A 20,391-nucleotide genomic window follows, 5' to 3' on the forward strand; every position below is an offset into this window, starting at 1 on the left:
CGAAGGGGACACCATGAGTCAACGCACGGAAGGGAAAGCCGCTTCGGACGCCCCGGGCACCGGTGCGGACAAGGGCGCGGGCGGCGGCCCGTCCAAGCTGGTCCTCTTCGGGCTCCTGCTCGGCCTGATGCTCGGTCTGCTCGACGGCACGATCGTCGGCACCGCCCTGCCCACGATCGTCGGCGACCTGGGCGGCCTCGACCACCTCTCCTGGGTGGTGACCGCCTATCTGCTCACCGCCTCCGTCTCCACTCCCGTCTGGGGCAAGCTGGGCGACCTGTACGGGCGCAAGGGCAGCTTCGTCTGGTCGATCACGGTGTTCCTCGCGGGATCCGTGCTCTCCGGGCTCGCCCAGGACATGGGGCAGCTCATCGCCTTCCGCGCCGTGCAGGGGCTCGGCGCCGGCGGCCTCATGGTCGGCGCCATCTCGATCATCGGCGTCATGCTGCCGCCATCACAGACGGGCCGCTCACAGTCGATGGTCGGCGCGATGATGCCCATCGCGCTGGTCGGCGGACCCCTGCTCGGCGGCTTCCTCACCGACCAGCTCGACTGGCGCTGGGTCTTCTACGTCAACGTGCCCCTCGGCGCGATCGCCCTGCTCGTCGTCGGCCTCCACCTGCACCTGCCCGGTGAGCGGATCAGGGCACGGATCGACTACGCGGGCACCGCTCTGCTCTCCGCGGGCATCCTCGCCCTGACACTCCTGGGCAGTTGGGGCGGCACGACCTACGCCTGGACCTCGCCGCAGATCCTCGGGCTCGGCGTCATCGGCGGCTGCGCCCTGATCTGGTTCGCGCGGGTCGAGCGGCGGGCCCCCGAGCCGATCATCCCGCCCCGGCTCTTCGCCGACCGCAACTTCACGCTCGCCCAGGTACTCAGCTTCCTGGTGGGCGCGGCGATGCTCGGGGCCTCCGCCTATCTGCCGCAGTACATGCAGTTCGTACGCGGCGCGTCGTCGACGGCCAGCGGCATGCTGCTGCTTCCGCTGATGGCGGGCATGTTCGGGGCGCAGCTCCTGCTGGGCAAGGCCACGTCCGACGGCGGCGGCTACCGCGCCTACCCCATCATCGGCGGCGCGCTGACGGCCGCGGGCGGGCTCGCGCTCCTGGCGATCGGCGCGGACACCCCGACGGCGGTGACCTCCGCGCTCACCCTCGTGCTCGGCATCGGCATGGGCTTCCTGATGCAGAGCACGCTCCTGATCACCATCAACAGCGCCGCCCCGCGCGACATGGGCGCGGCCACCGGCACCGCCACCCTCCTCCGGACGATCGGCGGCTCGCTCGGGATCGCCGTACTCGGCGCGGTCTACTCGAGCCGGGTCGCGTCGGCCGGGATGCCGGACGGCGGCATGTCGTGGACGCCCGAAGCGGTGCGGGAGATGCCGGAGGGGGTGCGCGACGCGGTGCGGACGGCGGTCACCAGCGGGCTGCACGGCGTGGTGCTCGGAGCCGCGCTGCTGGGGGCCGCGGCGTTCGCCGTGGCCTGGCTCGTGCGGGAAGTCCCGCTGCGGAAGGGGTGATGCGCCGGGGGTCAGCCGGGCAGCAGACCCGTGGCCGGGCCCACCAGCGGCAGGTTGCCCAGGGCCGCGCCCTGCGTCAGCGGGGCCGTGAGCGGCGCCGTCGAGATCGGCTTGAAGTCCGCGATGCGGGTGCCCACCGCGTTGTCCAGCGGGTCGGAACCGGTGCCCGCGAGCGGGTTGAGCTTCAGGTTCTTGGCGGGCCCGAGCCCGCCGGCCGCGACCTCCTGCACCGCGCGGAAGACGCCCGCACCGGCCGCGGGAAGGTTGTCGGACGCCTGGGGCGCCGGGACGGGCGCGGCGCTCGCCGTCGCCGCGCCGCCGACGCCGAGCGCCGCGCCCGCGACGGTGACCGTCAGACCCGCGCGCAGGAGGGCGCGGGAGAGGTTCTCGGAGGCTGCTGCGTGCCGTGCCATGGGTACCGCCCGTATCCGCTGGAGTAATCAGATGCCCACGTAGAGTAGTTGAGGTGTGATGCGCGCACCAAAGCCCTACCCGTCGGGTCGTCAGGGCGGCTCAATGCAGCACACTGGTCTCTCGTGAGTTCCCACCCCCCGATACCCACCCGAGTCGTGCTGCTCGCCGGACCCTCGGGCTCCGGCAAGTCGTCGTTCGCCGCCCGCTCCGGGCTGCCCGTCCTGTGCCTGGATGACTTCTACAAGGAGGGCGACGACCCGACGCTGCCGCAGGTCCCCGGCAGCACGGACATCGACTGGGACTCCCCCGCCTCCTGGGACACGGACGACGCCGTCGCCGCCATCGAGCAGCTGTGCCGCACGGGCCGTACGCGCGTCCCCGTCTACGACATCGCCACCAGCTCCCGTACGGGCGAGTCCGCGATGGACATCGAGCGCACACCCCTATTCATCGCGGAGGGGATCTTCGCGGCGGACATCGTGGAGCGGTGCCGCGAGATCGGCGTGCTCGCCGACGCGATCTGCCTGCGGGGCCGCCCCTTCACCACCTTCCGGCGGCGGCTCCTGCGGGACCTGCGCGAGGGGCGCAAGTCCGTGCCGTTCCTGCTGCGTCGCGGGTGGCGGCTGATGCGTGCCGAGCGCGCCATCGTCGCCCGGCAGACCGCGCTGGGCGCTCATCCGTGCGGAACGGGCGAGGCCTTGGGGCGGGTCGCCGCTGCTGCCGCCGGGCGGTGCGTCAAGGCTCGCGCCGACGTGGCGTAGCTCCCGGCCGTGGCTCCGTAGCTCCGGGCCGTGGCTCCAGGCAGGGAGGAAGGGTGTGACAAAGCAGCAGGACCGGAAAGACCCCCCGGCCTTCCGGTCCTGCTACTTGTTTCCCCCGTGGATCCCCCGTGATCCCCGTATTTCCCCCGTGCTCCCCCCTCGAGCCACCACCGCCTCCCCCCGGAAGCGGCGGCCCCCCGTGATCCCTAGGCGACCAACTCGCCGAAGGACTCTTCCTGGTCACGGCCGAAGCTGAGGACCTCGTCCTCGCGCAGCCGGCGCAGGGAGCGCCAGATGCTGGACTTCACCGTGCCCACGCTGATGTCGAGGATGTCCGCGATCTCGGGGTCCGTGCGGCCCTCGTAGTAACGCAGGACCAGCATCGTCCGCTGCAGTTCGGGGAGGCGGGCCAGGGCCTGCCAGAGAACCGCACGGAGTTCGGTGCCACGCATCGCGTCCGTGTCGCCCGCCGTCTCCGGCAGCTCCTCGGTCGGGTATTCGTTGAGCTTGCGGCGCCGCCAGGCGCTGATGTGCAGGTTGGTCATGGTGCGGCGGAGGTACCCGCCGACCGCGGCCTTGTCGCTGATCCTGTCCCAGGCCCGGTACGTCGAGAAGAGGGCGCTCTGGAGCAGGTCCTCGGCCTCGAAACGGTCACCGGTCAGGTGATAGGCGGTTGCGTACAGGGAGGCACGACGCTCCTGGACGTAGGCGGTGAACTCCGCCTCCGACACTGATGTGCGCTCCCCCGTGTCCTCCCTGTACGCGGCTCCCCCGTGAGCCCCTCCATCGGTTCCCCCGGCGTTCTCCCCCCGGAACGCGTCAACCACCGTCATGTACGCGGTGTGCTGACGCCCGGTGCCGCGAGCGCACCCCCGCCCGCTCACGGCACCGGACTTCTCGTGCCTCTCGGCAACCCGGATCACGTCGTGGAGACGCGTGATAACTGCGCTTGAGCTGGTGCTTTGCAGTGTGTTCATCTCGCGCCCCCCGTCGGTGGTGTCCGGCTTCTTCCGTGTGACCAAAACTCTGCCCGACCCACTTCATGACGGTGTCCGCCGACTGTCACAGGCCTGCAACAGCCCTCCCATGTGTAGGGGGAACGTGTGGGAGCGCTCCAACAGTCGAACTGTGCCCGCACCATGGGACAGAATGACGTCCGTGCCTTCCCTGTTGCTGATCGAGGACGACGACGCCATCCGTACAGCCCTTGAGCTTTCGCTCACCCGCCAAGGGCATCGGGTGGCTACTGCTGCCACCGGCGAGGACGGTCTGAAGCTGCTCAGTGAGCAGCGTCCGGACCTGATCGTGCTGGACGTGATGCTGCCGGGCATCGACGGATTCGAGGTGTGCCGGCGCATCCGGCGCACCGACCAGCTGCCGATCATCTTGCTGACCGCGCGCAGTGACGACATCGACGTGGTCGTCGGGCTGGAGTCCGGCGCCGACGACTACGTGGTCAAACCTGTGCAGGGGCGGGTGCTCGACGCCCGTATCCGTGCGGTGCTTCGGCGCGGCGAGCGCGAGGCCAATGACGCGGCGACGTTCGGTTCGCTCGTCATCGACCGCGCCGCGATGACCGTCACGAAGAACGGCGAGGACCTCCAGCTCACGCCGACCGAGCTGCGGCTGCTCCTGGAGCTGAGCCGCAGGCCCGGACAGGCCCTGTCGCGGCAGCAGTTGCTGCGCCTGGTGTGGGAGCACGACTATCTCGGTGACTCGCGGCTCGTGGACGCGTGTGTGCAGCGGCTGCGCGCGAAGGTGGAGGACGTCCCGTCCTCGCCGACGCTGATCCGTACGGTGCGTGGGGTCGGCTACCGGCTGGACACGCCTCAGTGACCAAACCGCAGGACAGGCTCCGCGGTTGGGCCGCGGCGCGCAAGGCGATAATGGCGGGGCTCCGCTTCACGAGCCTGCGACTCCGGCTCGTCGTGGTGTTCGGCCTGGTGGCGCTCACCGCCGCCGTGACGGCTTCGGGAATCGCGTACTGGCTGAACCGCGAGGCGGTCCTGACCCGCGCGCAGGACGCGGCCCTGAAGGACTTCCAGCAGGAGATGCAGGCCCGTGCCGGCGCGCTGCCGCCCAATCCGACCCAGGACGAACTGCAGCAGGCCGCAGGGACGATGGCCAACAGCAGCCAGCGTTACAGCGTGCTCCTGATCGGGAAGGACGCCGACGGTGACACGATCGTCGGCTACTCCGACCTGGACGCCTTCACGCTCGCCGACGTACCCAAGTCGCTCCGCAAGACGGTGAACAAGGAGCAGCCGCTCACCTCCAGCAACAAGAGTCCCTACCACCTGTACTGGCAACGGACCGTCGACGGCGGCACCCCCTATCTGGTGGGCGGTGCCAAGGTCATCGGCGGCGGGCCGACCGGTTACATGCTCAAGTCCCTCGAGCCGGAGGCGAAGGACCTGAGTTCGCTCGGCTGGTCGCTCGCGATCGCCACCGGGCTCGCGCTCATCGGTTCCGCGCTGCTCGCGCAGGCCGCGGCGACCACCGTGCTCAAACCGGTGCACCGGCTCGGCGTCGCCGCGCGGCGGCTCGGCGAGGGCAAGCTGGACACGCGGCTTCGGGTGTCGGGCACGGATGAACTGGCTGATCTGTCACGGACGTTCAACCGGACCGCGGAGAGCCTGGAGAAGAAGGTCGACGACATGAGCGCGCGTGACGAGGCGTCGCGGCGCTTCGTCGCCGACATGTCGCACGAGCTGCGTACGCCGCTGACCGCGATCACCGCGGTGACGGAGGTCCTGGAGGAGGAGCTCGACGCGGAGACCGGCAGCGTCGACCCGATGATCGAGCCCGCCGTACGTCTCGTGGTCAGCGAGACCCGCCGGTTGAACGACCTGGTGGAGAACCTGATGGAGGTCACCCGCTTCGACGCGGGCACGGCCAGGCTCGTCCTGGACGACGTCGACATCGCCGACCAGATCACGGCCTGCATCGACGCCCGTGCCTGGCTCGACGCGGTCGAGCTCGACGCGGAGCGCGGCATCACGGTGCGGCTCGACCCGCGCCGCCTGGACGTGATCCTGGCGAACCTCATCGGCAACGCGCTCAAGCACGGTGGCTCCCCGGTGGAGGTCTCGGTGCGGCTCGCGGGCGAGAAGCTCGTCATCGCGGTGCGTGACGGAGGCCCCGGCATCCCCGAGGACGTACTGCCGCACGTCTTCGACCGGTTCTACAAGGCGAGCGCGTCCCGGCCGCGGTCGGAGGGCAGCGGTCTGGGGCTCTCCATCGCCCTGGAGAACGCGCACATCCACGGCGGTGAGATCACGGCCGCGAACTCGCCCAAGGGCGGCGCGGTGTTCACGCTGTGGCTGCCGCGCGATCCGTCGGCGCTGCTGCCCGGCGACGAGACGGCGGACGGCACGGACGGCGACGACGGCGTGGACGCCGTCGAGGGAGACAGACGATGAACCGCCGGCGGCTGCGGGCCGCACTTCTGGCCACCGCCCTGACCACGATGCTCGCCGGGTGCGGGATCCGCTCGACGGAGGTGCCGACGGACTTCGGGCCCGGCCCGTCCAGGGTGCCGTGCGTGATGTCCGGGTCGAGCATCGCGTCGCAGTCCACCAGCGGGGTCCCGGTGCAGGTCTTCCTGGTGTGCGCGGCGCAGCTCGTGACCGTGGACCGGTCGGTGCGGATCCCCACCGAGAAGGCGACGACCGACCGCGTCCGCATCGCGCAGGCGCTCCTCGACGAGCTGGCGCACACCCCGTCGGCCCCGGAGAAGCAGGCGGGCTTCGCGACGGACGTACGCGGCGGCACGGTCGTCAGCGGCCCGGAGAAGGGGGACCCCGAGGACGCGCTGCGGTTCAGCACGTCTCCGGAGGACCTTTCGGCGTTCGCACTGGCGCAGATCGTGTGCACCTTCGCGGACAGCGCGGCGGCGGGCGACGACCGCGAGGTGATCATGGGCGGCCCCGGCGACGACCCCCTGCGCCGCTACGAATGCACCCAGGCGGTGCGCCAGCGCCCCGGCACCGTGGCTCCGCCCACGGAGACGGTGACGTAGCGGCCGAAAGAGACAGTCACCCTGTGCGATCAGGACAGTGCCGCGCACCGGGACGAGATGCGCGGAACCGATCCTGCCGCTAGGCGCGTCTTGGGGTGCGTGCGTCAAGGCTCGGGCGGCCACGGGGCCGCCATCCGCTTCCGCGCGGCGGGAGGATTCCTCCTCGTCGCGCATCTTCTGCTCGTCGGCTGGTTCACGCTGCGTCCACTGGACGTGCCCTGGGTCAGCGCGGCGAACCTTCAGCCGTTCGCCGGCATCAAGGCGGATCTGGCTCTCGGCCCTGTCCAGGCCGCCCGGCAGATAGGCGGCAGTCTGCTGCTCCTTGCCCCGCTCGGGCTGCTGCTGCCGCTCGCCGGGGGGCGGGTCCATGTCTCGCCGCTTGGTTCGCTGGTGCGTACGGTCGCGGCGGGCGCGCTGATCTCGCTCGGCATCGAACTGCTGCAGACCGGGGTCCCGGGGCAGGTCGTCGACATCGACTCACTGTTCCTGAACACCGTGGGCGTGGCCCTCGTGCACCTCGCCGTGGTGCCCGCGGCCAGGGCCCGGCTACGCCGCCGTACGGACGTGGAGCATCGGGCGCCCCTCCTGCGGGAGGACGCTTCTCAGGGGTCGACCCCGACGATTCCCAGGGTCGGTATCGCACCCTAGAGCGACGCTTTGCCCGCTTCGTGAACATAGCTTTGAGTCATCGGGGAAAACGCCCCGGGAACCGGCCCTCGTACGAGGGCCGACCTTCCTACGGTTCACGAAGGAGCCACCATGACCGCCCTTGCCCGCCCCACCAACGGCCGGATGATCGGCGGAGTCTGTGCCGCCCTCGCCAAGCGCTTCGGCACATCGGCGAACACGATGCGCGTGATCTTCGCGGTCTCGTGCCTCCTTCCGGGACCGCAGTTCCTGCTCTACATCGCGCTCTGGGTGCTGCTGCCCTCCGAGAACAAGACCCGGCAGGCCGCCTGGTGATGCGGCGGCCCTCGCCGCCACCCGCGTACGCCGATGGGGCGCACCCTTGCGCAAGGGTGCGCCCCATCGGCGTACGCGGAGACCGGCGAGGGTCAGCCGAGCGGCAGGCCCTGGACGGGCAGACCCTGGGTGGGCAGGCCCTGCAGCGGCAGACCCTGGGTGGGCAGGGCGCCGGCGATCGGCAGGCCACCGAGCAGACCGGAGACCGGGTCGGCCGCGGCGGGCTTGCCACGGTCGGCGGCGTCCTTGGTGCTCTCGCCGAGCTTTTCGACGGTCGGCGCGGCGGCCTGCAGGGTGCTGCCGAGCGCGTTCTGGCCCGCGGCGACAGCCTCGGGGCCACCTGCGGGCAGGGCGTCGGCGACCTGCGAGGTGGGCAGCGTCGAGGTGGCGGAACCGAGCGCGTCCGTGGCGTCGGGCAGGCCCGGTGCGGCGTTCGCGGCACCCGCGCCGGCGGCGGCGAAGGCGGCACCGAGAGCGGCGACACCGAGGGTCTTGGCGGCAGACTGCTTCATCTTCAATGCGTCCTTGATCAGGGGGACTTTTGAGCGGCCCAAGACCGTAAACATGCGAAGGCGTCGTCCGCAAACAGCGAAACAGCAAAAAACACGGCCGGGAATTAATGTTCCCGGCCGTGCCCGCATTGCTTCAGTTTCTGTTACACGTCGACAGAATCCCTGGTGGAGGCGGTCTGACGGAACAGCCACTCGGACTTCAGCTCGGCATATCCGGGCTTGATCACGTCATTGATCATGGCAAGGCGTTCATCGAAAGGAATGAACGCTGATTTCATCGCATTGACTGTGAACCACTGCATGTCGTCGAGCGTGTAGCCGAATGTTCCGACCAGGTGCTCGAATTCGCGGCTCATGCTGGTGCCGGACATCAGGCGGTTGTCGGTGTTCACCGTGGCCCGGAAGTGCAGCTTGCGGAGCAGCCCGATGGGGTGCTCGGCGTACGAGCTCGCGGCGCCCGTCTGCAGGTTGGAACTGGGGCACAACTCCAGGGGGACGCGCTTGTCGCGTACGTAGCCGGCGAGGCGGCCGAGCTTCACCGTGCCGTCGTCGGCGACCTGGATGTCGTCGATGATCCGCACGCCGTGGCCGAGGCGGTCGGCACCGCACCACTGCAGGGCCTGCCAGATGGACGGCAGACCGAAGGCCTCGCCCGCGTGGATCGTGAAGTGGTTGTTCTCGCGCTTGAGGTACTCGAAGGCGTCGAGGTGCCGGGTGGGCGGGAAGCCCGCCTCCGCGCCCGCGATGTCGAAGCCGACGACGCCCAGGTCGCGGTAGCGGTTGGCGAGTTCGGCGATCTCCAGGGCACGGGCGGCGTGCCGCATGGCGGTGAGCAGCGCGCCCACGCGGATGCGGTGGCCATTGGCCTTCGCGCGCCGCTCGCCTTCCCGGAAGCCTTCGTTGACGGCCTCGACGACATCTTCGAGGGTGAGGCCCTGCTCCAGGTGCTGCTCGGGGGCGTACCGGATCTCGGCGTAGACGACGCCGTCCTCGGCGAGGTCCTCGGCGCACTCGGCCGCCACGCGCTTGAGGGCGTCCTTCGTCTGCATGACAGCGCAGGTGTGGGCGAAGGTCTCCAGATAGCGCGGCAGCGAACCGGAGTCGGCCGCTTCCCTGAACCAGATCCCCAGCTTGTCGGGGTCGGTCTCGGGCAGGCCCTCGTACCCCGACTCACGGGCGAGGTCGACGATCGTGCCGGGGCGCAGGCCACCGTCGAGGTGGTCGTGCAGGAGCGCCTTCGGGGCGCGGCGGATCTGTTCGGCGCTTGGCGTTTCGCGGTCCGTCTGACCGGCTTTGGTGGTCTGGCTCGTCATCTCGGCACTCTAGCGCCTACGCGCGTAGATCGCCGGGTGGATCTCACGGGTCGATACGTAACAGTGACCCCGCGGACGGGTGGCGTACACCATCGCTTCTGACACTGTTCTGTCATGGCACAGCAAGCGACGCCCGATTCCGCGCGCGCGGCCAGGCTCGGACGCGTGATCGGCGCCCGGCCTTCGGCGGTCAGCGGCGCGGTGCTGCTGCTCCCCGGCGGCCACGAGACCTCCGCCCGCAAGCCGTCCCCGTTCGCCGCGACCGCGGTGCGCGCGCTCGGCCGCAGGCTCGCCCACGACGGCCGCGCCGAGGGGCTCGCCGCGCACGTCGTGCACTACCGCTACCGGGGCTGGAACGGGGCACAGGCCGAGCTCGCGCGGGACGCGGAGTGGGCGGCGGACGAGATCGTCCGCCTCTACGGCGACGTCTCGATCTGCCTCGTCGGCGTGGACATGGGCGGCCGTGCGGCACTGCGGGCCGGTGGCCACGAAGCGGTCAACTCGGTCCTGGCCGTGGCCCCTTGGCTGCCCGAGGACGACGTGGCCGCGCCCCCCGAACCGGTGAAGCAGTTGGCGGGACGGCGGGTCCTGATCGTGCACGGCACGAACGACGAGCGGTCCGATCCCGAGCTTTCGTTCCGGCTCGCGGAGCGGGCGAAGAAGGCGAACCGGGAGGTGTGCCGGTTCGAAGTCCACTCCGACGGCCACCGGTTGCAGCAGCACCACTCCGAAGTACAGGCCCTGGCCTCGGACTTCGTCCTGGGCTCCCTGTTCGGCCACGCGTACGCGCGCCCCTTGGAGGACGCACTGGCGGCTCCGCCGCCGCTGGGTCTGCGGATGCCTCTTGCCTCCGGCTTTGGGCGGTCCATGCGGCACTGAGCGGGACCGCCGACAAGATGGCCTCAAACGCCGGACGGCAAGCTCCAGCCCGTCCGGCGTTCGAGGACGAACTCGGCGAAGCCGGTGATGACGGTGCGGATCACTCCGGCAGCAACCTGCCCCGCCGCCCCAGCAGGAACTTCTTGAACGCCGCCACCGGCGGCGTATCCGGATGCCCGTCCAGCCAGGCCACGCCGATCTCCCGCACCGCCCGCTGCCCCGTCACCGTGAGTTCCACAACTCCCGGGCGGGGCACAGCCGGTGGCGGCAGGAGGGCCACCCCGAGCCCCGCCGCCACAAGCCCCCGCAGTGTCTCCGCCTCCTCCCCCTCGAACGCGATCCGCGGCTTGAAGCCGGCCTCCTGACAGAGGTCGTCCGTGATGCGACGCAGCCCGTAGCCGGGTTCGAGGGTCACGAAGGCCTCGTCCGCCGCCTCCGCGAGGCGGACCCGCTTGCGGGAGGCCAGCCGGTGGTCGTCCGGCACCACGAGACGCAGCCGCTGCTCGTCCAGGCGGCGGGCCACGAGATCGGGAGCGTCCGGCACGGGCGAGGTCAGGCACAGGTCCAGCTCCCCCGCCCGCAGCCGCTCGATCATCGCCTCCCCGTAGTTCTGTACGAGGCTGAAGCGGATCCTCGGATGGTCCGCCCGGAAGGCGCGGATCAGGCCGGGCACGGTCTCCGAGCCCATCGTGTGGAGGAAACCGAAGGCCACCTTGCCCGACGCCGGGTCCGCGTCGGCCCGTACGGACTCCGCGGCCCGCTCCACCTCACCCAGCGCCCGCTCGACCGAGGCGAGGAACGTACGCCCCGCCGGGGTCAGGGACACCGTGCGGCCGTGCCGGGCGAACAGGTCGACCCCCAGGTCCTGTTCGAGGCGTACCAGCGCACGCGAGAGCGTCGACTGCGGAACCTGCATCTCCTGCGCGGCCCGCGTCACGTGCTCCGTCCGCGCGACCCCCGCGAAGTACGCGAGCCGCGGCGAGAGCAGCGCGGACCAGGACTCCGGGGTGAGCCCGGCGGGCGACGCGGCGACGACCGCCGAGATGTCTCCTACGTAACTGCTCTGCGACAGACGCCGCTCTGAACTGCGCACATGCACCATGGGAACGATTATGGCCAATCCATGCATTGGACGGATGAGTCTCGTGTGCCTACGTTCGATGCATGCCTCCTGCCAGTAGCGGGGCGTCCGCCACCCACGCGGTCGCCCTTCCTCCGTCGTCCCCTCCCACCGATGCCACCGACACGCGCCTGAATCCCGGCGGGCCCGGCTACCGCCGGATGAGCTTCGCCCTCTTCCTCGCGGGTGTCGCCACCTTCGCCCTCCTCTACTCCACGCAGGCCCTGCTCCCCCTCGTCTCCGCCGACTTCGGCGTCAGCGCGAGCACGGCGAGCTGGACGGTGTCGGCCGCCACGGGCGCGCTCGCCCTCTTCGTACTGCCCCTGAGCGCGCTCAGCGAGCGGTTCGGGCGGCGGACGCTGATGACGGTCTCCCTGACGGTCGCGGTGGTCGTGGGTCTTCTCGTCCCCTTCGCGCCCTCCATCGGCGCGCTCATCGCGCTGCGCGCCGTGCAGGGCGCCGCGCTCGCCGGGCTTCCGGCGTCCGCGATGGCCTTCCTCGCGGAGGAGGTGCGGCCCAAGGCGCTGGTCGCCGCGATCGGCATGTTCGTGGCGGGGAACTCCATCGGCGGCATGAGCGGTCGCGTCATCACGGGCTGGGTCGCGCAGGCCTGGGGCTGGCGCGTGGCCGTCGGTGTGGTGGGCATCGTGGCCGTGCTGTGCGCGCTCGCCTTCCGCGCGCTGCTGCCCGCGCCGCGCCACTTCACGGCGGGCTCGCTCAACCCCAAGGCGCTCGGCCGGACGATCCGTTCGCACCTCTCCAACCCGCTGCTGTGCCGCCTGTACGCGATCGGCGCGCTGTTCATGACCGTGTTCGGCGCGGTCTACACGGTGATCGGCTACCGCCTCACCGAGGCGCCCTTCTCGCTCCCGCAGGGCATCATCGGCTCGATCTTCCTGGTCTACCTCGTCGGTACGGTCTCGTCGGCCGCCGCGGGGAAGCTGGTGACGCGGCTCGGCAGGCGCGGGGCGCTGTACCTGGCGGTGAGCACGACGGCGGGGGGTCTGCTCCTCTCCCTCTCCGACGCCCTGGTCATGGTGCTGCTCGGGCTCGTCCTGATCACCGCGGGCTTCTTCGCCGGTCACGCGGTCGCCTCCTCGTCCGTGAGCCGTACGGCCACCACGGGGCGTGCGCAGGCTTCGGCGCTCTACCAGTCCGCGTACTACCTGGGCTCCAGCGCGGGCGGCACCCTCGGGGCGGTCGCCTTCCACTCCGGCGGCTGGGCCGGGACGGTGGGCCTGGGGCTGCTCGCGGTGCTCGGCGTCGTCTCGATCACCGTCTGGGGTTCGCACGCGGCTCGGACGCAGGAGCGGCGGGGGCTCGTGGCGGCGCACTAGCTGTTTCCGGGCCACCACTCCTGCCTGCGGGTTTTCCTACTCCGGGGGCCGTTGTCAGTGGGCTGCGGTAGCTTCCAAAGTGCTGGGACTTTCGTGGCAGCCGCAGGGGTGGGTTGGGATGACTGACATCGCAGGGACGACGTCCGAACTGGACGTCACGCTGGAGAAGCACCGGGTCGAGCTGACCGGGTACTGCTATCGCATGCTGGGCTCGGCCTTCGAGGCCGAGGACGCGGTGCAGGACACGATGGTCCGCGCCTGGCGGAGCCACGAGAAGTTCGAGGGCCGCTCCAGCCTGAGGTCGTGGCTGTACCGCATCGCGACGAACGTCTGCCTGGACATGCTGAACGCGGGCAACCGCCGCGCCCGGCCCATGGACCTGACCGCCGCGGCGCCGCTGGCCCAGGCCGCGCTGACGCCGCGCCCGGACAATGTGTGGCTGGAGCCGATGCCGGACGCGCGCGTGCTGCCGTCCGTCAGCGACCCCGCCGAGGCGGCCGTGGCGAAGGAGTCGGTGCGGCTCGCCTTCGTCGCCGCCCTGCAGCAACTGCCGCCGAAGCAGCGGGCGGTGCTGATCCTGCGCGAGGTCCTGGCGTGGAAGGCCAGCGAGGCCGCCGAGCTCCTCGACACCTCCGTGGCCTCCGTCAACAGTGCGTTGCAGCGGGCGCGGGCGACGCTGGCCGATGGCCACACCGACGACACGGCCGTATCCGACCCTCTGGACGACGAGCAGCAGAAGCTGCTCGAGCGCTATGTCGCCGCCTTCGAGGGGTACGACATGGCGGCGCTGACGGCGTTGCTGCACGAAGACGCCATCATGACGATGCCCCCGTTCGACCTGTGGCTGCGCGGCACGTCCGACATCACCGGCTTCATGTCGACCATGGGCGCCTCCTGCGCCGACAGCCGTCTGTTCCCGGTCAACGTCAACGGCACGCCGGGCTTCGCCCACTACAAGCCCGACCCCGAGAAGGGTGGGTTCGCGCCGTGGGCGATTCAGGTCATCGAGATCTCAGAGGGGCGGATCGCGGGCTTCCACTGCTTCCTGGACACACCCCGGTGGTTCCCGCTGTTCGGCATGCCGGTCCACCTCGACCTCCATGGGGAGCCCGACGAGGTGCAGTAGCTCGCGCAGGTCCGGGGCCGGATTCCGCAGGCGGATCCGGCCGCCTGCGCGGCGGGCGGTGAGTTGCAGTCGGGCGAGGGCGTCCACCGCGGCGAGGACGGGTGGGCCGAGGCCGGCCACGTCGCATACGAGGACGTCCGCGTCGCTCGCTTGCAGCGTGACGCGGGCCTCCTCGCAGAGGCGGTGCGTGGCCTCTCGGCTGAGGGTGCCGGTGAGGGTCAGGTCTGGCGGGCTATTGGCTTCCACGTTGAGGGAGACCGTGCGGGGGCCCGGAACTCATCGGTAGGTGCGCCGGTGCGCCTGCGGCGGCCCGTCCCCAACCCCGCCCCTTCCCGAAAACCGTGCCTGCGCCCCGGGCCTACCTGGGACTCCGCCCCAGACCCCGGTCCTCAAACGCCGGACGGGCCAGAAATAGCCCGTCCGGCGTTTGAGGTGCGGCCCGCGGCTGAGCCGCACATGTCACAGCCGGGAAGGCGCGCGGTTGGGGAAAACCCCTACGCGATGCGGTCCAGCACGATCGGAGTCGCCGCGAAGCCCGTCCCCTCGGGGGCGATGTCGAAGGACCCCGCCACCGCCTCCAGTGCGTACTGGAACCGCTCGGGAGTATCCGTGTGCAGGGTCATGATCGGCTCCCCCGCGCGGACCCGAGCGCCCGGCTTCGCATGCAGCTCCACCCCCGCCCCCGCCTGCACCACGTCCTCCTTGCGCGCACGCCCGGCGCCGAGCCGCCACGCGGCGACCCCGACGTCGTACGCGTCGAGCCGGGTCAGCACCCCGGACGACGGAGCCGTCACGACGTGCGTCTCCCGGGCCACCGGGAGCGTCGCGTCCGGGTCGCCGCCCTGGGCGGAGATCATCCGGCGCCACACGTCCATCGCCGAGCCATCGGCCAGCGCCTTCGCCGGGTCCACATCACGCAGCCCCGCCGCGTCCAGCATCTCCCGGGCGAGCGCGAGGGTCAGTTCGACCACGTCCGACGGGCCGCCGCCCGCGAGGACCTCCACCGACTCCCGGACCTCAAGCGCGTTGCCCGCCGTCAGGCCCAGCGGCGTGGACATGTCCGTGAGCAGCGCCACCGTGCGTACGCCGTGGTCCGTGCCCAGGCCCACCATCGTGGACGCCAGCTCACGCGCGTCCTCCAGGGTCTTCATGAAGGCTCCCGTGCCCACCTTCACGTCCAGGACCAGCGATCCCGTACCCTCCGCGATCTTCTTCGACATGATCGAGGAAGCGATGAGCGGGATCGCCTCCACCGTGCCCGTCACATCCCGCAGCGCGTACAGCTTCTTGTCGGCCGGGGCCAGGCCATCCCCCGCCGCGCAGATCACCGAGCCGACGCCGTCCAGGACGGAGAGCATCTCCTCGTTCGAGAGCAGGGCGCGCCAGCCCGGGATCGACTCCAGCTTGTCCAGCGTGCCGCCCGTGTGGCCCAGGCCCCGGCCCGACAGCTGCGGGACCGCCGCGCCGCACGCCGCGACCAGCGGGGCGAGCGGCAGCGTGATCTTGTCGCCGACGCCGCCGGTGGAGTGCTTGTCCGACGTGGGGCGGGACAGGGACGAGAAGTCCATGCGCTCGCCGCTCGCGATCATCGCGGCCGTCCAGCGGGCGATCTCGCCACGGTTCATGCCGTTCAGCAGGATCGCCATGGCCAGGGCGGACATCTGCTCGTCGGCGACCGCGCCACGCGTGTAGGCGTCGATGACCCAGTCGATCTGCTCGTCACTGAGCTCGCCTCGGTCCCGCTTCGTACGGATGACGGAGATGACGTCCATGGCATAACCCCTCTTTGCGCCTAAAACGGTGATCGCGACTCTACGCGCATAGAGCCGCGAGATGAAGACGGCCCCCGCCCGGCCTGAGGCAACGGGCAGGGGCCGTACGTCAGTTGAGGTGCTGCGGGCCGAACGCGTCCGGCAGCATCTCCCCCAGCGTCCGGATGCCCGCGGCCGTCTCGAGCAACAGCCCCGAGCCGCCGAACTCGTACAGCAGCTGGCGGCAGCGGCCGCACGGCATCAGGATCTCGCCCTTGCCGTCCACGCACGTGAAGTGCGTCAGCCGGCCGCCCCCGGTGAGCTGGAGCTGCGACACCAGGCCGCACTCGGCGCACAGGCCGAGGCCGTACGACGCGTTCTCCACGTTGCAGCCCGACACCGTGCGGCCGTCGTCCACGAGGGCCGCGGCACCGACCGGGAAGCCCGAGTAGGGCGCGTACGCACGGGACATGGCCTCGCGCGCAGCGTCCCGCAGCGCGTCCCAGTCGGTCTCGGTCACGTTCCTTGTCCCTTTCGGTAGGGCTGGCCGTCCGCCTTCGGCATCCGCAGCCGCTGGGCGGAGAGCGAGAGCACGAGCAGCGTGACGACGTACGGCGTCGCGGTGACGACCTGGTTGGGCACCTCGTCGGTCAAGCCGTACCACGCGAACATCAGCGCCGAGACGGCCGCGGTGATCGCCGCGGGGACGTAACGCTTGCGCCATACGAGGTACGCCGCGCCGATGACCAGCAGGATCGCGAGCAGCAGGAGCAGTGCGTGCACGTTCGTGCCGCCGCCCCGGAGCTTCAGGCTGTCGGTGTAACCGAACAGGCCGGCACCGAGCGCGAGTCCGCCCGGCATCCAGTTGCCGAAGATCATGGCGGCGAGGCCGATGTAGCCGCGCCCGCCGGTCTGGCCCTCCAGGTAGATGTTGGAGGCGACCAGGGAGAGGAACGCGCCGCCGAGGCCCGCGAGGCCGCCGGAGATGATCACTGCCAGGTACTTGTACTTGTAGACGTTCACACCGAGGGACTCGGCCGCGACCGGGTTCTCGCCGCAGGAGCGCAGACGCAGACCGAACGACGTACGCCACAGGACCCACCAGCTCAGCGGCACCATCGCGACGGCGATGACGGTGAGCGGCGACAGGTTGGTGAACAGGCCGCCGAGCAGGCCCGCGAGGTCCGAGACGAGGAACCAGTGCTTCTCGTTCAGGTCCTGCAGCCAGCCGGAGAGGCCGGGTACGGAGAACTCCCCGAGCGAGTCGACCGGCGGCGACTGCTTGGACGTACCGCCCTCCTTGCCCTCGAAGGCGAAGGTGGAGAGGTAGCGCGTGACGCCCAGGGCGAGGATGTTCAGGGCCACACCGGAGACGATGTGGTTGACGTTGAAGGTGACCGTCACGATCGCGTGCAGGAGGCCGCCGAGCGCGCCGCCGAGTACGCCGAACAGGATGCCGACCCACGGGCCCCACTGGTAGCCGGCGAACGCGCCGAACCAGGTGCCGAGAATCAGCATGCCCTCAAGACCGATGTTGACCACGCCCGCGCGCTCGGCCCACAGACCGCCGAGGCCCGCGAGGCCGATCGGCACGGCGAGGCGCAGTGCGGTGGACATCTGGCCGGTGGAGGTGATGCCGTTCGCGTCGGTGATCAGGCGGACCACGGACGTCAGGACGAGGACGCCCGCGATGACGAGCAGGAGGACGGGGAGCGAGATGCGGCGGCGGCCCGGCGCGGGCTGCTTGGCCGGGGGCTTGGCTACGGTTGCCGAGCTCATCGGGCAGCCACCTCCTTCACGGTGTCGTTGTTGCCGTCGTTGCCGTTGTGGCCGTTGTTGCGGGCGGCGGCAGCCAGCTCCTCGCCGACGCGGCGCTGCTGACGGCTCAGGCCCCAGCGGCGTACGGCCTCGTAGGAGACGACGACCGCGATCACGATGAGGCCCTGCATGATCACCGCGATCTCCTTGTCGTACGCGACCGGGGTCGCGTAGTCCAGGGCGGGTGACGCCTTGTCGAGGAAGGCCCAGAGCAGCGAGGCGAACGCGATGCCGACCGGGTTGTTGCGGCCGAGCAGGGCGATGCCGATGCCGGTGAAGCCGAGCCCCGCGGGGAAGCTGAGGCTGTAGGTGTGGGTGTCGCCGAGCAGGATCGGCATGCCCGCGAGACCCGCGACCGCGCCGGAGATCAGCATGGCGCTGAGCACCATGCGCTTGGCGTTCACGCCGGAAGCCGCGGCGGCCGACGTGGAGGCGCCGGTGGCGCGCAGGTCGAAGCCGAAGCGCGTGCGGTTGAGGACCAGCCAGTACAGGACGCCCGCGAGCGCGGCAATGATCACGAAGCCGTAGATCTCGCCGGACTCGCCCATGCTGATCCCCGGGAACCAGCCGGACTCGTGCATCTCGCCGGTGGTCTGGTTGTTGCCGACCGGGACACCGAAGTTGTCGGTGAGGGTCATATAGCCGATGACGCTCGTCGCGATGGCGTTGAGCATGATCGTCGCGACGACCTCGCTGACCCCGCGGGTGGTCTTGAGGATGCCCGCGATGCCCGCCCAGAAGGCGCCGGTGAGCATGGCGACCAGCATCAGGAGCGGGATCTGGAGCGGCGCCGGAAGCGCGACGTGCGCGCCGACGACGGCGGTGGTCACCGCGGCGAGGCGGTACTGCCCGTCCACACCGATGTTGAACAGGTTCATGCGGAAGCCGACGGCCACCGCGAGCGCCGCCAGGTAGTACATCCCGGCCTGGTTGATGGTCAGGACCTGGACGTCGGAGTAGCTGATCTGCTCCAGCATCAGGGTGTACGGCTCGATCGGGTTCTTGCCCGACGCGAGCAGCACGACCGAGGTCAGCGCCACGGCCACGACGAGCGCGATGACCGGTCCGGCCACCGCGAGGAGCACGCGCTCCTTGTCGAACTTCTTCATCGGGCCTCGTCCTCCGAAGTGTCGCCAGAGCCCTCTTCGGGGTCTTCTTCTACGTGTTCGAGGTGGCCCGACGCCGCACCGGTCATGGCCGAACCGAGCTCCTCCGGCGTGATGGTGGCCGGGTCGGCGTCGGCGACGAGCCGTCCGCGGTAGATCACACGGAGGGTGTCGGAGAGGCCGATCAGCTCGTCCAGGTCCGCCGAGATGAGCAGGACGGCGAGTCCTTCGCGGCGTGCCTCGCGGATCTGGTCCCAGATCTGGGCCTGTGCGCCGACGTCCACACCGCGGGTGGGGTGGGCGGCGATCAGGAAGCGGGGATTGTGGCTCATCTCGCGGCCGACGATCAGCTTCTGCTGGTTGCCGCCGGAGAGGGACGCGGCCGTGACGTCGATGCCGGGCGTACGGACGTCGTACGCCTCGACGATGCGCCGGGTGTCGGCCTGCGCACCCTTGGTGTCGAGCCAGAAGCCGCGCTTGCCGCGGGAGTTGGGCTTCTCGGTGACGTGCCCGAGGATGCGGTTCTCCCAGAGCGGCGACTCCAGGAGGAGGCCGTGGCGGTGGCGGTCCTCGGGGATGTAGCCGATGCCCTGCTCGCGGCGGTGCCGCGTGGCCAGGCCTGTGATGTCCTCGCCTGCCATGCGGATGACGCCGGAGTCGGCGTGCTTGAGGCCGATGAGCGCGTCGATCAGCTCGGTCTGGCCGTTGCCCTCGACGCCCGCGAGGCCGAGCACTTCGCCCTCGTGGATGGTGAAGGAGATGTCGTCGAGGAGTGCGCGGCCCGACTCGCCGTCGGCGAGCAGCTTGAGCTCCTTGACCTCGATCATCGCCCGGTCGGTGACCGTCGACTCGGCGGTCTCCGGGGTGGGCAGCTCGCTGCCGACCATCAGCTCGGCGAGCTGGCGCGGGGTCGTCTCGGACGGGATCGCCGTGCCGACGGTCGTGCCGCGCCGGATGACGGTGATGTCGTCGGCGACGGACAGGACTTCGCCCAGCTTGTGGGAGATGAAGATGACGGACAGGCCCTCGGACTTCAGCTCGCGCAGGTTGTCGAAGAGCGCGTCGACCTCCTGCGGCACGAGCACGGCCGTGGGCTCATCGAGGATGAGCGTGGTGGCGCCGCGGTAGAGGACCTTGAGGATCTCCACGCGCTGCCGGTCGGCGACACCGAGGTCCTCGACCATGGCGTCGGGGCGCACCCCGAGGCCGTACCGGTCGGATATCTCCGCGATCTTGCGGCGGGCGGCGCCGCCGATGCCGTGCAGCTTCTCGCTGCCGAGAACGATGTTCTCCAGGACCGTGAGCTGGTCGGCGAGCATGAAGTGCTGGTGGACCATGCCGATGCCGCGCGCGATGGCGTCGGCCGGGCTGGAGAAGGCCACTTGGGCCCCGTCGACCGAGATGGTGCCCTCGTCCGGCTTCTGCATGCCGTAGAGGATCTTCATCAGGGTCGACTTGCCCGCGCCGTTCTCGCCGACGAGGGCGTGCACGGTGCCCTTGCGGACGGTCAGGCGGATGTCATGGTTGGCCACGACGCCCGGGAAACGCTTGGTGATGCCGGTGAGTTCGACGGCAACGGCCTGGGCGGTGGTCTTGCCCATGTCTGGGCTGGTGGACGCGTCGATGGCGCACTCTCCTCGGGAATCCTCAGGAAAGGGGCCACCTACGCGCGTAGCGCCCCTGGTTCGACGGGAGTTGAGCAATGGGCCGCGCGAACGGGGCGCGGGGAACCATCGTCCCCCACA

At 70.6% G+C, this 20,391-nt stretch carries 21 protein-coding genes; 10 read left to right on the forward strand and 11 right to left on the reverse strand.

Going from position 1 to position 20,391, the window contains the following annotated elements; genetic code table 11:
* Positions 1-13: 13 nt before the first annotated feature.
* Positions 14-1,525 (forward strand): MDR family MFS transporter, encoded by a 1,512-nt coding sequence (locus AC5P1C_RS15730; RefSeq protein ID WP_493866437.1) that lies wholly within the window; start codon positions 14-16, stop codon positions 1,523-1,525.
* 11 nt (positions 1,526-1,536) lie between these two features.
* Here the strand turns inward: AC5P1C_RS15730 and AC5P1C_RS15735 are convergent, their stop codons facing one another.
* On the reverse strand, positions 1,537-1,938 hold the full coding sequence (locus AC5P1C_RS15735) for a hypothetical protein (protein WP_493866438.1): 402 nt from the start codon (positions 1,936-1,938) through the stop codon (positions 1,537-1,539).
* Between the two features lie 123 nt (positions 1,939-2,061).
* Here AC5P1C_RS15735 and AC5P1C_RS15740 point away from each other — a divergent pair, with 123 nt between their 5' ends.
* Positions 2,062-2,700, forward strand: coding sequence for a uridine kinase family protein (locus AC5P1C_RS15740; protein WP_493866439.1), 639 nt, complete (start codon positions 2,062-2,064; stop codon positions 2,698-2,700).
* A 206-nt stretch (positions 2,701-2,906) separates the two neighbouring features.
* Here AC5P1C_RS15740 and AC5P1C_RS15745 read toward each other — a convergent pair whose 3' ends face one another.
* The gene (locus tag AC5P1C_RS15745; RefSeq protein ID WP_493866440.1) at positions 2,907-3,677 is read right to left on the reverse strand and encodes a SigE family RNA polymerase sigma factor; all 771 of its coding nucleotides are present in this window, start codon (positions 3,675-3,677) and stop codon (positions 2,907-2,909) included.
* Between the two features lie 181 nt (positions 3,678-3,858).
* On the opposite strand from AC5P1C_RS15745, the gene afsQ1 reads away from it, so the two are divergent.
* The 5 genes from afsQ1 to AC5P1C_RS15770 all read left to right on the forward strand — a co-directional run bounded on the left by afsQ1 (position 3,859) and on the right by AC5P1C_RS15770 (position 7,684).
* Positions 3,859-4,536 carry a two-component system response regulator AfsQ1 gene (gene afsQ1, locus AC5P1C_RS15750; protein ID WP_030562528.1) on the forward strand — a complete coding sequence of 226 codons (678 nt, stop codon included), beginning with the start codon at positions 3,859-3,861 and terminating at the stop codon, positions 4,534-4,536.
* Positions 4,533-6,122: an ATP-binding protein gene (locus AC5P1C_RS15755; protein WP_493866441.1), complete on the forward strand. Its 1,590-nt coding sequence runs from the start codon at positions 4,533-4,535 to the stop codon at positions 6,120-6,122. The genes afsQ1 and AC5P1C_RS15755 overlap by 4 nt, the downstream gene beginning before the upstream one ends.
* Positions 6,119-6,721 (forward strand): hypothetical protein, encoded by a 603-nt coding sequence (locus AC5P1C_RS15760; RefSeq protein WP_493866442.1) that lies wholly within the window; start codon positions 6,119-6,121, stop codon positions 6,719-6,721. Before AC5P1C_RS15755 ends, AC5P1C_RS15760 begins: the two co-directional genes overlap by 4 nt.
* A gap of 57 nt (positions 6,722-6,778) precedes the next feature.
* Positions 6,779-7,369 carry a VanZ family protein gene (locus tag AC5P1C_RS15765; protein ID WP_493866443.1) on the forward strand — a complete coding sequence of 197 codons (591 nt, stop codon included), beginning with the start codon at positions 6,779-6,781 and terminating at the stop codon, positions 7,367-7,369.
* A 111-nt stretch (positions 7,370-7,480) separates the two neighbouring features.
* Entirely contained in the window at positions 7,481-7,684 is a 204-nt protein-coding gene (locus AC5P1C_RS15770; RefSeq protein WP_493866444.1) for a PspC domain-containing protein, read from the forward strand.
* Between the two features lie 92 nt (positions 7,685-7,776).
* Here the strand turns inward: AC5P1C_RS15770 and AC5P1C_RS15775 are convergent, their stop codons facing one another.
* Both AC5P1C_RS15775 and AC5P1C_RS15780 read right to left on the reverse strand, forming a co-directional pair.
* Complete coding sequence (locus AC5P1C_RS15775) at positions 7,777-8,196, reverse strand: ATP-binding protein (protein WP_493866445.1); 420 nt, start codon at positions 8,194-8,196, stop codon at positions 7,777-7,779.
* A gap of 143 nt (positions 8,197-8,339) precedes the next feature.
* The gene (locus tag AC5P1C_RS15780) at positions 8,340-9,509 is read right to left on the reverse strand and encodes an adenosine deaminase (RefSeq protein ID WP_493866446.1); all 1,170 of its coding nucleotides are present in this window, start codon (positions 9,507-9,509) and stop codon (positions 8,340-8,342) included.
* Positions 9,510-9,623: 114 nt separating this feature from the next.
* Here AC5P1C_RS15780 and AC5P1C_RS15785 point away from each other — a divergent pair, with 114 nt between their 5' ends.
* The gene (locus tag AC5P1C_RS15785; RefSeq protein WP_493866447.1) at positions 9,624-10,388 is read left to right on the forward strand and encodes an alpha/beta fold hydrolase; all 765 of its coding nucleotides are present in this window, start codon (positions 9,624-9,626) and stop codon (positions 10,386-10,388) included.
* 100 nt (positions 10,389-10,488) lie between these two features.
* Here AC5P1C_RS15785 and AC5P1C_RS15790 read toward each other — a convergent pair whose 3' ends face one another.
* Positions 10,489-11,490, reverse strand: a complete 1,002-nt coding sequence (locus tag AC5P1C_RS15790) for a LysR family transcriptional regulator (RefSeq protein WP_493866448.1) — start codon at positions 11,488-11,490, stop codon at positions 10,489-10,491.
* Positions 11,491-11,552: 62 nt separating this feature from the next.
* On the opposite strand from AC5P1C_RS15790, the gene AC5P1C_RS15795 reads away from it, so the two are divergent.
* Positions 11,553-12,845, forward strand: a complete 1,293-nt coding sequence (locus tag AC5P1C_RS15795) for an MFS transporter (RefSeq protein ID WP_493866449.1) — start codon at positions 11,553-11,555, stop codon at positions 12,843-12,845.
* Positions 12,846-12,963: 118 nt separating this feature from the next.
* Positions 12,964-13,971, forward strand: a complete 1,008-nt coding sequence (locus AC5P1C_RS15800; RefSeq protein WP_493866450.1) for a sigma-70 family RNA polymerase sigma factor — start codon at positions 12,964-12,966, stop codon at positions 13,969-13,971.
* Here the strand turns inward: AC5P1C_RS15800 and AC5P1C_RS15805 are convergent.
* From AC5P1C_RS15805 to AC5P1C_RS15830, 6 genes are all read right to left on the reverse strand, one after another.
* The gene (locus tag AC5P1C_RS15805) at positions 13,858-14,217 is read right to left on the reverse strand and encodes an STAS domain-containing protein (RefSeq protein ID WP_493866451.1); all 360 of its coding nucleotides are present in this window, start codon (positions 14,215-14,217) and stop codon (positions 13,858-13,860) included. The two genes, AC5P1C_RS15800 and AC5P1C_RS15805, sit on opposite strands and share 114 nt — an antisense overlap.
* A 248-nt stretch (positions 14,218-14,465) precedes the next feature.
* Entirely contained in the window at positions 14,466-15,743 is a 1,278-nt protein-coding gene (locus tag AC5P1C_RS15810; protein ID WP_493866452.1) for a thymidine phosphorylase, read from the reverse strand.
* A gap of 109 nt (positions 15,744-15,852) precedes the next feature.
* Positions 15,853-16,242 carry a cytidine deaminase gene (locus AC5P1C_RS15815; RefSeq protein WP_493866453.1) on the reverse strand — a complete coding sequence of 130 codons (390 nt, stop codon included), beginning with the start codon at positions 16,240-16,242 and terminating at the stop codon, positions 15,853-15,855.
* The gene (locus tag AC5P1C_RS15820; RefSeq protein ID WP_493866454.1) at positions 16,239-17,501 is read right to left on the reverse strand and encodes an ABC transporter permease; all 1,263 of its coding nucleotides are present in this window, start codon (positions 17,499-17,501) and stop codon (positions 16,239-16,241) included. The genes AC5P1C_RS15815 and AC5P1C_RS15820 overlap by 4 nt, the downstream gene beginning before the upstream one ends.
* Positions 17,498-18,649: an ABC transporter permease gene (locus AC5P1C_RS15825; protein ID WP_493866455.1), complete on the reverse strand. Its 1,152-nt coding sequence runs from the start codon at positions 18,647-18,649 to the stop codon at positions 17,498-17,500. The genes AC5P1C_RS15820 and AC5P1C_RS15825 overlap by 4 nt, the downstream gene beginning before the upstream one ends.
* Positions 18,646-20,247, reverse strand: a complete 1,602-nt coding sequence (locus tag AC5P1C_RS15830; RefSeq protein WP_493866456.1) for an ABC transporter ATP-binding protein — start codon at positions 20,245-20,247, stop codon at positions 18,646-18,648. Before AC5P1C_RS15830 ends, AC5P1C_RS15825 begins: the two co-directional genes overlap by 4 nt.
* Positions 20,248-20,391: the final 144 nt, after the last annotated feature.

Source organism: Streptomyces sp. A18, from assembly GCF_059026065.1.

Bases quoted from the DNA above. Each gene is read 5' to 3' on its own strand.
- AC5P1C_RS15785 (WP_493866447.1), top strand. From the start codon at position 9,624: ATGGCACAGCAAGCGACGCCCGATTCCGCGCGCGCGGCCAGGCTCGGA.
- AC5P1C_RS15810 (WP_493866452.1), bottom strand. From the start codon at position 15,743: ATGGACGTCATCTCCGTCATCCGTACGAAGCGGGACCGAGGCGAGCTC.
- AC5P1C_RS15790 (WP_493866448.1), bottom strand. From the start codon at position 11,490: ATGGTGCATGTGCGCAGTTCAGAGCGGCGTCTGTCGCAGAGCAGTTAC.
- AC5P1C_RS15830 (WP_493866456.1), bottom strand. From the start codon at position 20,247: ATGGGCAAGACCACCGCCCAGGCCGTTGCCGTCGAACTCACCGGCATC.
- AC5P1C_RS15770 (WP_493866444.1), top strand. From the start codon at position 7,481: ATGACCGCCCTTGCCCGCCCCACCAACGGCCGGATGATCGGCGGAGTC.
- AC5P1C_RS15775 (WP_493866445.1), bottom strand. From the start codon at position 8,196: ATGAAGCAGTCTGCCGCCAAGACCCTCGGTGTCGCCGCTCTCGGTGCC.
- AC5P1C_RS15745 (WP_493866440.1), bottom strand. From the start codon at position 3,677: ATGAACACACTGCAAAGCACCAGCTCAAGCGCAGTTATCACGCGTCTC.
- AC5P1C_RS15820 (WP_493866454.1), bottom strand. From the start codon at position 17,501: ATGAGCTCGGCAACCGTAGCCAAGCCCCCGGCCAAGCAGCCCGCGCCG.
- AC5P1C_RS15760 (WP_493866442.1), top strand. From the start codon at position 6,119: ATGAACCGCCGGCGGCTGCGGGCCGCACTTCTGGCCACCGCCCTGACC.
- AC5P1C_RS15735 (WP_493866438.1), bottom strand. From the start codon at position 1,938: ATGGCACGGCACGCAGCAGCCTCCGAGAACCTCTCCCGCGCCCTCCTG.
- AC5P1C_RS15730 (WP_493866437.1), top strand. From the start codon at position 14: ATGAGTCAACGCACGGAAGGGAAAGCCGCTTCGGACGCCCCGGGCACC.
- AC5P1C_RS15780 (WP_493866446.1), bottom strand. From the start codon at position 9,509: ATGACGAGCCAGACCACCAAAGCCGGTCAGACGGACCGCGAAACGCCA.
- AC5P1C_RS15765 (WP_493866443.1), top strand. From the start codon at position 6,779: ATGCGCGGAACCGATCCTGCCGCTAGGCGCGTCTTGGGGTGCGTGCGT.
- AC5P1C_RS15825 (WP_493866455.1), bottom strand. From the start codon at position 18,649: ATGAAGAAGTTCGACAAGGAGCGCGTGCTCCTCGCGGTGGCCGGACCG.
- AC5P1C_RS15795 (WP_493866449.1), top strand. From the start codon at position 11,553: ATGCCTCCTGCCAGTAGCGGGGCGTCCGCCACCCACGCGGTCGCCCTT.
- AC5P1C_RS15800 (WP_493866450.1), top strand. From the start codon at position 12,964: ATGACTGACATCGCAGGGACGACGTCCGAACTGGACGTCACGCTGGAG.